At 28.5% G+C, this 9,569-nt stretch carries 9 protein-coding genes; 1 reads left to right on the forward strand and 8 read right to left on the reverse strand.

Annotated elements, in window-relative coordinates; all coding sequences use genetic code 11:
• Positions 1-13: 13 nt before the first annotated feature.
• Both C7U54_RS11200 and C7U54_RS11205 read right to left on the reverse strand, forming a co-directional pair.
• Entirely contained in the window at positions 14-1,183 is a 1,170-nt protein-coding gene (locus C7U54_RS11200; RefSeq protein ID WP_022000883.1) for an MFS transporter, read from the reverse strand.
• 493 nt (positions 1,184-1,676) lie between these two features.
• Positions 1,677-2,753: a M24 family metallopeptidase gene (locus tag C7U54_RS11205; protein ID WP_107030337.1), complete on the reverse strand. Its 1,077-nt coding sequence runs from the start codon at positions 2,751-2,753 to the stop codon at positions 1,677-1,679.
• 169 nt (positions 2,754-2,922) lie between these two features.
• Here C7U54_RS11205 and C7U54_RS11210 point away from each other — a divergent pair, with 169 nt between their 5' ends.
• Positions 2,923-4,116, forward strand: coding sequence for an MFS transporter (locus C7U54_RS11210; RefSeq protein ID WP_241522611.1), 1,194 nt, complete (start codon positions 2,923-2,925; stop codon positions 4,114-4,116).
• On the opposite strand, the gene C7U54_RS11215 is transcribed toward C7U54_RS11210, so the two are convergent.
• From C7U54_RS11215 to C7U54_RS14720, 6 genes are all read right to left on the reverse strand, one after another.
• Entirely contained in the window at positions 4,113-4,712 is a 600-nt protein-coding gene (locus C7U54_RS11215; protein WP_107030339.1) for an MBL fold metallo-hydrolase, read from the reverse strand. The genes C7U54_RS11210 and C7U54_RS11215 overlap by 4 nt on opposite strands.
• A gap of 4 nt (positions 4,713-4,716) precedes the next feature.
• On the reverse strand, positions 4,717-6,123 hold the full coding sequence (locus C7U54_RS11220) for an ROK family protein (protein ID WP_107030340.1): 1,407 nt from the start codon (positions 6,121-6,123) through the stop codon (positions 4,717-4,719).
• Between the two features lie 354 nt (positions 6,124-6,477).
• The gene (locus tag C7U54_RS11225; RefSeq protein WP_146137631.1) at positions 6,478-6,726 is read right to left on the reverse strand and encodes a hypothetical protein; all 249 of its coding nucleotides are present in this window, start codon (positions 6,724-6,726) and stop codon (positions 6,478-6,480) included.
• A 94-nt stretch (positions 6,727-6,820) separates the two neighbouring features.
• A complete protein-coding gene (locus tag C7U54_RS11230; RefSeq protein ID WP_162297514.1) occupies positions 6,821-7,774 on the reverse strand; it encodes an Rpn family recombination-promoting nuclease/putative transposase in 954 nt (317 codons plus the stop codon).
• A gap of 198 nt (positions 7,775-7,972) precedes the next feature.
• Positions 7,973-8,722 (reverse strand): ABC transporter ATP-binding protein, encoded by a 750-nt coding sequence (locus C7U54_RS11235; RefSeq protein WP_107030343.1) that lies wholly within the window; start codon positions 8,720-8,722, stop codon positions 7,973-7,975.
• The coding region (locus C7U54_RS14720; protein WP_162297515.1) for a hypothetical protein at positions 8,703-9,569 on the reverse strand (867 nt) is incomplete at its 5' end. The genes C7U54_RS14720 and C7U54_RS11235, both read right to left, overlap by 20 nt.

Below are 9,569 nucleotides of genomic sequence, written 5' to 3' on the forward strand. Positions count from 1 at the left end.
GACATAAATCAAGCTATTTTTTAACTTTCATACTCATAAATTTACAAATAAAGATAATAATCGCACCAATGGCTGTCATTAAATAAACAAAAACAAATAAAGCATTCAATCCAATCGTATCTTGTAAAACTCCACCAAGAACATTTCCTAAGGTTGAACCTATTCCTGATGTCATAATCCCAATCATTGTTTGTCCTGACATTTGATCTTGGGTTTCTAGATTATAAGTTACATAATATGTAATAACTCCTGTAAACAATCCATAAGAAAGACCTTGGAACATCATACCAATAATTAAAACAATTAAATTAGGAGCTAAACCAATTGTATAATTTCGACAAAGATAGAAAATAGAAGCTACTAAAATAAGTGTTACACTATTAAATTTCTTCATTAACTTAGGAACTGTCATCATGACTGGTAATTCACTAAAAGCCATTGCAAACATAGCTACTCCGTATAAAGAAGTATTTCCTCCTAGATTTTTAACAATATTAATTAAATAAGTACCGATTGCTGTTGCTCCCGAAAACATAAAACAAAAACCTAAAAGTAAGAAAAAGAAAATTTTATATTTTTTAATAACAGTAATCACAGATCCTTCTTCTTGAACTTCTTCTTTTGTTTCTGTAATTTTTGATTCTGGTAAATGATATAAAATAAATAATGTCACTAAAGCAAAGATACAATATGCAATTGATAAAACATTAGCTCCTAAAAAAGAAACCACTTGTCCAAAAATAAGCGCACTTGTTGCCCATGAAGCTGAGCCAATTCCTCGTGCTAAACCAAAGTTGACATATGTCCCTTCATTAATATAATTCATAGCAATCATTGTAAGCATGGGTACTGTGGACATATTTAAAGCATACATAACAACATAGAAAACCATCACTAAAAATGCTGGTATTGGTAAAAATGCCATCGCAATATATAACAAAACTGTTGTTAACATTAAAATTGTCATTAATTTTTTAATAGTCATCCCTTTTATTTTAGAAATAAGTGATGACATAAATGGTGATAAAAAGATTGTTGCTATACAAGAACCTCCTGTAACAATCCCTATCTCAGTATTTGTAAGCCCTTTTGATTGTAAAAAGACAGCAATAAAACCATTAATACAACATCCAGTAAACCAATAAAATAAATGTAAAAAATTATATTTTGCTTTTAGTGACATATTTCTTCCTCCCTAGTCGTAAAATATATTTTAACATAATTTTTTAAAGATGATGCTATTTTCATAATTTGAAAAAGAAAAGAAAGGGTTATCCCTTTCTAAAGTTTTAAAGCAAGTTGAGTAGTTTTAAAAATAGCTTTTTTAGCGTCACCAACTTTACTTGCATCGACAATTAAATAAACATGTTCAATTTTTATTTCTTAATAAAGGTTTTAATTTGCTTTTGAACCAAAAGTTAAAACAATCGTATCAAAATGAGAAAGTATTTCTAATTGATTATGTTTTTCATAAACAATACCATCTTGATCAATTTTGATAACTTTACTTTCTAAAGTAAATTCTACATGAAGTTGTTTTAAATGATCTAATAAATTAAATCTTAGTCTTTTAGAGGCAAGTGGTGCTTTGTATCATCAAAATCATTCTAAAACACTTGATTTATTTTTAGAGTATTAAAAAAACATAGATTAGATTATCTAACCTATGCTTTTTATTAATCATTACCAATAACTTTCAAATCTTTTGGATAACTATTTAAGACCTTACATCCATCTTCTGTTACAAGTACAAGATCTTCGATTCTTACTCCAAATTCACCTTGTAAATAAACACCTGGTTCAATAGAGAAAGTCATACCTTCTTGAACTTCAATATCATAGTTTTGCGAAACATCGCCCCATTCATGAACATCACGTCCAATAAAATGACCTAAACGATGATTAAATTCAACAGTATAACCACCTTCAGCAATAATATCTCTTGCACATTTATCAATATCACATAATCGAACACCTGGTTTAATCATGGCTTCTGCTGCCTTTTGAGCTTTTAAAACAAGTTCATAAACCGCTTTTTGTTTTGGTGAAACTTCTTTATAAAAAACAGTTCTTGTCATATCTGAACAATATCCTTTATATAAACCACCAATATCAATAACAATGCTATCTCCTGGTTTTAAAGTAGAATCATCACCACTATGATGATTATCAGCTCCATTTTTACCATAAGCAACTATTGGTTCAAAAGAATTTCCTGTACAACCATGTTTTTGGTAAATACCAGCAAGTTGATCAGAAACTTCTTTTTCAGTTAAGTTTCCCTTGGCACAAATATTAATAACTTCATCTACTACTAAATCATTAATTTTAGAAGCTTCTATCATTAATTGTTGTTCTTTTTCATCTTTAACCATTCTTACACGATCAACACATTCAGAACCAAGTTCAAAATGACATTCATCTACTAAATCCATCAATGGCATTAAAAATCTAGCTGGAAAGTTTTTATCGATACCAATTGAACAAGCGCCATCAAATTCATCAGCAAGTAATTGAAGATAATTATCTGTATCACTATACCATACTTGTTCAATATCAATTTCACGATCTAAATAAAATAAATTATTCATAAATAATTTATGATGTCCATCACTTGATAAAAGAAGTAAATACATTCTTTCCCCTGGATTATTTTTATAATTAATTAAATAATCAATGGATGATGGATCACTAATAATTAAATGCGTTAATTGTCTTTTTTGCATTTCTTTGAGTACTTTTTCTAATCTCATCTTTAAATCCCCCTACTGCATTTATTTTAATACGTTTTATTTTAAATTAAAAGAAATATAATTACTTTATTTACAATGCTTATAAAGCATTATATTGGATCAATTATAAGTATTAGACATTATTAATAAACATTTATAAAATAAAGACAGTAAAAGGAGGAAGATGTTTATGAAAAAACATTGGTTGGTATTAGTTTGTTGCTGTGGCTTAGCTGCTGCATCGATTGGAATTTCTATTAATTCATCAGGTGTTTTCTATACACCTGTTTCAAAGAATTTACATATGTTAAGAGGAACATTTTCAATGCATATGACATTATTTTCCCTTGCAACTGCTATGATGTCATTATTTGTTCCAAAAATCTATGAAAAATTTGCTTTTAAAAAAGTACTTACTATCAGCGTTATTGTTGCCGTTGCCTCTACAGCAGCTATGGCACTAGGAAAAAATGCTTTAACATTTTATATTTTAGGAGCTGTTCGTGGGATGTCGACAAGTTTATTTTCCATCGTACCTATTACAATCATTATTAATGGTTGGTTTGAAAAGAAACATGGACTTGCAACAAGTATTGCTTTTGGTTTTAGTGGTTTAGGCGGAACAATTTGTTCACCTATTTTATCAAGTATCATTAGTTCATTTAATTGGCAAATGGGCTATTTATTAAAAGCCATCATTATTTTATTATTATGCCTACCAGCTTGCATTTATCCTTTTAAAATGACAGCCTTTGATGAAGGACTTGTTCCCTATGGCTATCAAGAAAGAAAAGAAACTATACAAAAACAAACAACTTCTTCTTTCCATTTTATTTCTGTTTCATTTATTGCTTTCTTTATCTTTGGAATGTTGATTAGTTGTATTACAAGTGTGACTCAACATTTACCAGGATACGGAGAATCTTTGGGGTATCCACTTACAACATGTGCCATGTTGTTATCTGCGGGAATGATGGGAAATATTGTTTCTAAATTGATTATCGGTAGTTTAAGTGATTATTTTGGAGAAATGAAAGCAACACTTATGATGATTGGAGTTAATATTTTAGGAATTATTTTACTCATGATTGGTAAATCAATGGTTCTACTTATTATCGGAGCTTTTATGTTTGGTTCTTGTTATTCTTTAGGTGCCGTTGCCATACCTTTACTTACAAAATATTTCTTTAAAACAGAAAATTATGCAAAAGCTTTCCCAACAATTTCTTTTGCTTCTAATGTGGGAGCTGCTATTTCTTTATCCATGGTTGGTTATATCTATGATTTCTTTGGTTCTTATCTTTATGCATTTATAATCGCTTTAACAATGATTATGATCAGTCTTGCTTTATTGTTTATCGTAACAAAAACCAAGGAAAATTAGTTCCTTGGTTTTTCAAATATAACCGTTTGTTTTTGCGTTTCTTGATTGACTTCAATAACATCTTTTACATAACAGATATCTTTTCTATTTTTTATAAACTCTTCGTTGGTTGATAAAACATCATAACCCACATCACCACTACGATAATGCATTGGTATAACAATGCGTGGTTGAATCTGATTGATATATTCTAAAGCTTCCTTTGTATCAATTGTATAATAACCTCCAATAGGAATCATTAAAACACCACAATTCTTGATTTTTGAAAGATCATCAATCATACAGCCAATATCTCCCATATGCACGACTTTCATATTTTCATAAGTTAAAATATGAATCGTATTTTTACCACGACGACTACCTAAATGATGGTCATGATACGTTTTAATTTTTTCTACTTTAAATTCTTTAGGCAATACATCTACACAATCTCTAGCATTATGATCATTATGTCCATGAGAACATAAAACTAGATTTCCTTTTAAATGAAGTTTGTTTAATCCTGGAATTGAACCTTCTTGATAAGGATCAAAAATAACTGTTCCATCACTGCCTGTTATTTCAAAACAAGAATGTCCATACCAAATAATTTTCATCAAATCACTCCTTTGCACTTAAAATCATTGCACCTAATAATATATATTCTAAAATATTTTCCACTTTAATAATCTTTGGATATACTTTTAAAGAATATTGACTCAATGATTTTTTTATTTCATTACTCACATCTTGACTATCTAAAATCAAATCACTATAAACAACTATCGCCTCTGGTGATACAATTGCTATAATACTCATAATATTTTTACTAACAAGTTCCAATGTGCCTTCTGGTGTATTCGCAAGTGTAAAATAATCATTAGAAAGTTTTAATGGTAAAAGTGCTACTTCTCCAGCAAGATGATCCATTCCTCTTACTAGTTGACCATTAACAATTATGCCACTTCCAGCCATACGTCCAATAGGTTGGAATAAAAAAGCAATAGATTTATATTGGTTTTGTGAAGCATAATAGCCTACAACAGCAGCATTAACATCATTAATCAAATAAATTTCCTTTTCATATCTCTTCTCCAACAATTCCTTAAGTTGATGATTTCCACCCTCAATAATCCCCGAATAAACGTTTCCTTCAACCATCACTCCTGGTAAAGCAATAGAAATCACATCAATCATTTCATTTTGTAAAACAACTGTATCTAAAGCATCCAGAACATCATGTAATTTGATATTACTTTTAATAATATTACTATCTAATACAATTTCTTGTAGATTATTATATAAACGATAAGAAATATGACTATTTTCCCCATTAGCGTTAATAGAAACCGCTAAAATATTTTTCTTTGTTTTAATTTCCATCATTGATGCAAGAGGTTCTACTGTACTATCATATTTCTTTTCCTTATTTTTTATAGACTCTTCAACAAAAGTAATCAAAGCTCCTACATTATAAGAAGCAAAAATTTGTGTAGGTATCTTTAAAACCAATTTATTTTTAAATACTTTTTCCACTTGTAATTTAACATAAGAAACTTGAGGAGCTAGTAAGATGACATCATAATTTTGAGCAACATTATATATTTTTTGATATGAAGTAGCAGCTACTTCCATATTTAAATTTAAAACTTTTATTCCATTTTTGATTTTATCTGCAAAAAATGCTGTTGTCATCCCGCCACTACAACAAAGTAAAAGACGACATATTGGTTGATTAACCATTTTTTGAATACATTGATCCATTTCTTCAAATAAAGAAATAGCATGTTTCAATGTTTTGAATTGAAAATGAAGATAAAAAGCCATTTCATCTGTTCTTTTATTCATTACACATAATTCTATGATACATTGTGGATTAAAAGTCACATAACTATAACAGTATTCATTTTCAATAATAATCGCATCCGGATCCGTTTCACTTGGATAAAGATAATAATAATCTCTTTTTTGATTACTGATCCACTTTCTAAATATGGCAGTTTGTATCTCTCTTAAATAATCATCCATTTCAATCCCACCTTTATTATTATTTTACCATAATCCTGCCCACTAAAGAAAGCTCTTACAAAAATAGAAAATATTTCTCAAAAAAAATCCAACCTTTACTCAAAAAGTTAGAAAATTATTCCTAATATATCTTTCCTTATAAACAATCATCTTCGAAAATAAAATATAAAAAGCATAACAAGCAATAAGAACCTATCTAAATTCTATTGCATGTTATGCATTGAATTATTAGTTAATAATTTTTAAAACATCTTCTTCATTTGTTACATTAAAAATATGACGTGTTAATATATTAAGTTTTTCAATAGGTGCTTTTGATAATTGATTTGTTAGATTATTTGATAGATTTCCAAACTAAATTTCTAATTGTTCTTTTAACGTATTTTGTTTTTCTTCCAATTTTCCTTCAATAACTCCTTCAGACCTACCTTCTTTTCTAAACCCTTCTGCCATTCTTTCCATTCCTTCACACATATCCATTTCATCTCCTTCTAGAACGTTTTCAACTTGATCTATACTTCCTATAATAATGGCTGCATAGAGAAAGTTTTCTTTTTTCATTCTCTTTAATCTTTTTAAATCTTCATAGCTTCCTTTATACATTGCTGTTATGTTAATAAATTGTTGTTGAATTTAATATGCAAATAAAGGCATAACATTGCATATTGATCCATATAGCTTGTTATGCTCTTGTTTATCAATTAATAATTTTTAAAACATCTTCTTCATTTGTTACATTAAAAATGTGACGTGTTAATACATTAAGTTTTTCAATAGATGCTTTTGATAATTGATTTGTTAGATTACTTGAAAGACTTCCAAATTTAATTCCTAATTGTTCTTTTAACATATTTTGTTTTTCTTCTAATTTTCCTTCAATAATTCCTTCTGCTTTATATTTACTTTTACTTCTCGCTTCTCCTTCTTTTCTAAATCCTTCTGCCATTCTTTCCATTCCTTCGCACATATCCATCTCATCTCCTTCTAGAACATTTTCAACTTGATCTATACTTCCTGTAATGATGGCTGCATAGAGAAAGTTTTCTTTTTTCATTCTCTTTAATTTTTTTAAATCTTCATAGCTTCCTTTATACATTGCTTGGATAGCTTCTATAAAGTAACGAGTTTGCTCATCACTGATCTTACTTGTATCCATTTCTTTAACATCTACAAGAATGATTTTCCAATCATTAAAGTATTTCTTTAATTCTTCGGGTATTTCAAAATAATCACTGAGTTTTAAAGGAGCATTCCATTTCTTTGGTCCTGTATAAAGTACTACTATTATTTGAGGAACTAATCTTTTATACTCTTTATTTTCTGCCTGTTTTAAATATTCCAACATTTCATAGATTCCACAACGAATAACCATCGTTTCATCAATACTACTTTGATGCTCTATTCCTAGTATACAGTAGATTCCATTAATATCACTTTTAACGACAATATCCCTTCTTCTTTTTTTATCTTCTGCTCTTTTCGAATCATTGATAATAAAAGAAATATCATTTTCATAACGTACCAATCTATCAGGATGAATGATTTGTTTCCCTTCAAATATAGCTGCATTATAAAAAGATGCAAAACTGACATCATTACTGAATACTGTTCGACAAGCACCATCAGCTGTTAACTTATTTAGAGGTTCCATACACATTACCTACTTTCTTTTAAAGTAACATATCTAGATTTATTACAAGTAGATTATAACATGTATGAACTCAATATTTGTCCCAAGTTTGTCTCAAATTTGTCTCACAAATGTCTCATTTCTTATACTTATTTTATCTTTCTCTTTTTACTATTTCAATGGACGTTTAGTCCAAAAAAACAGGATTGCTCCTGTTTTCTATAAATGCATTTGTGTTGTTACTTTAACAATTTCTTTATAATAATCATCTTGTGATTTTGTATTACGATCAATTGATAAATCTAACTGACCATCTTTCATATAATAAACTTTCTTTGAATAAGAAGCTACAAAACTATCATGAGTAACCATAATAATAGTTGTGTGTTTTTCTTCATTGATTTTAACTAGATATTCCATCAGCTCCCTAGCATTTAAACTATCGAGATTTCCTGTTGGTTCATCCGCAAAGATGATCTTTGGCTCATTAATCAACGCTCTCGCAATTGCTGCTCTTTGTTGTTGTCCCCCTGAACATTGGGAAGGATATTTATCAATGATTTCTTCAATATTTAACATTTTTGTAAGTTCATGAAGCCTTTCTAGTTGTGTTTGTTGATTTACTTTATTGAGTCTAGGTGAAAATAAAATATTATTTTTGATTGTTAATGATTCAATAAGATTATAATTTTGAAAAATAAATCCAATTTCTTCTTTTCTTAGATTTGCTTTCTCTTTTTCCGATAATAAAAGTAAATCTTTTTGATTAAGAAAAATTTGTCCATGAGTTGCTTCATCAATCGTTGACAAGATATTAACAAGTGTTGTTTTTCCTGAACCAGAGGCTCCCATAATACAAATAAAATCTCCTTTTTCTACTTTAAAGTCTAACCCATTTAAAGCCACCTTAGGATGAACACCATAAGGATTATAAACTTTCTTTAAATTTCTAATTTCCATGTAACTCATAATTTTGACCTCTTTTCTTTAAATAAACAATGAACTCAGCCATTCCATAAGGAACAATAAATTCAAGTAAAACAATACCAACAAGTCCTAAATCAATCGATGCACGAATTAAAAACGTACACGCAATACTTAAAATATAAATACCAGCAAAGATCCATAAAACAAAGTAAAAGCCATTTCCTTCTTTATAAGAAATCTTCTTAACTTCTTTATTTGTAAGTCCTATCTTACATAAGTTTTTAAAATGTTCTTTCTTTTCTAAAGCATCAATATCAAAACGACTAACAACACTTAAACATAAAACAAAATTAATTAAAACAGCTCCTATGTGTAAGGCAATATGCAACATCTTCATATGAATTGATGAGAAAATAAATGTTGGTATTAAAATTACAGCTAACATAATAAAGACAATTAATAGTTTGCTTTGTTGCATAAATAGAGCTAAATCACCTAAAACAATCGTATCTTCGCCTTTTAGATTCAATGAATCAACCATTTCATTTAAAGTATGAGGTATAAAATAATAGAACAAACCATAAGCACTAATAGCCCCAATACAAGAAGCAATCGCAAATCCTGCATCTAATTCTTCTCCTACATACATCGCATAAAGTCCTAAGAAATAACCTAAGATATAAATATAATCAGGAATGATAAAGACACGATGATCTTCTTTTTGTGTTGTAATATATTTATCTTTAATAAGTGATGATAAAGAATTATTGTTGATATAGTTGATTTGCATAGCGATTAAAATAACTAAAATACAAACAACTAAAATTCCTAACATCTTAAATAATTTAAAGTTAAAATAGAAAATACTTTGATGAATATGACAATAACG

The organism is Faecalibacillus intestinalis, from assembly GCF_003024685.1.
GTDB lineage: Bacteria > Bacillota_I > Bacilli_A > Erysipelotrichales > Coprobacillaceae > Faecalibacillus > Faecalibacillus intestinalis.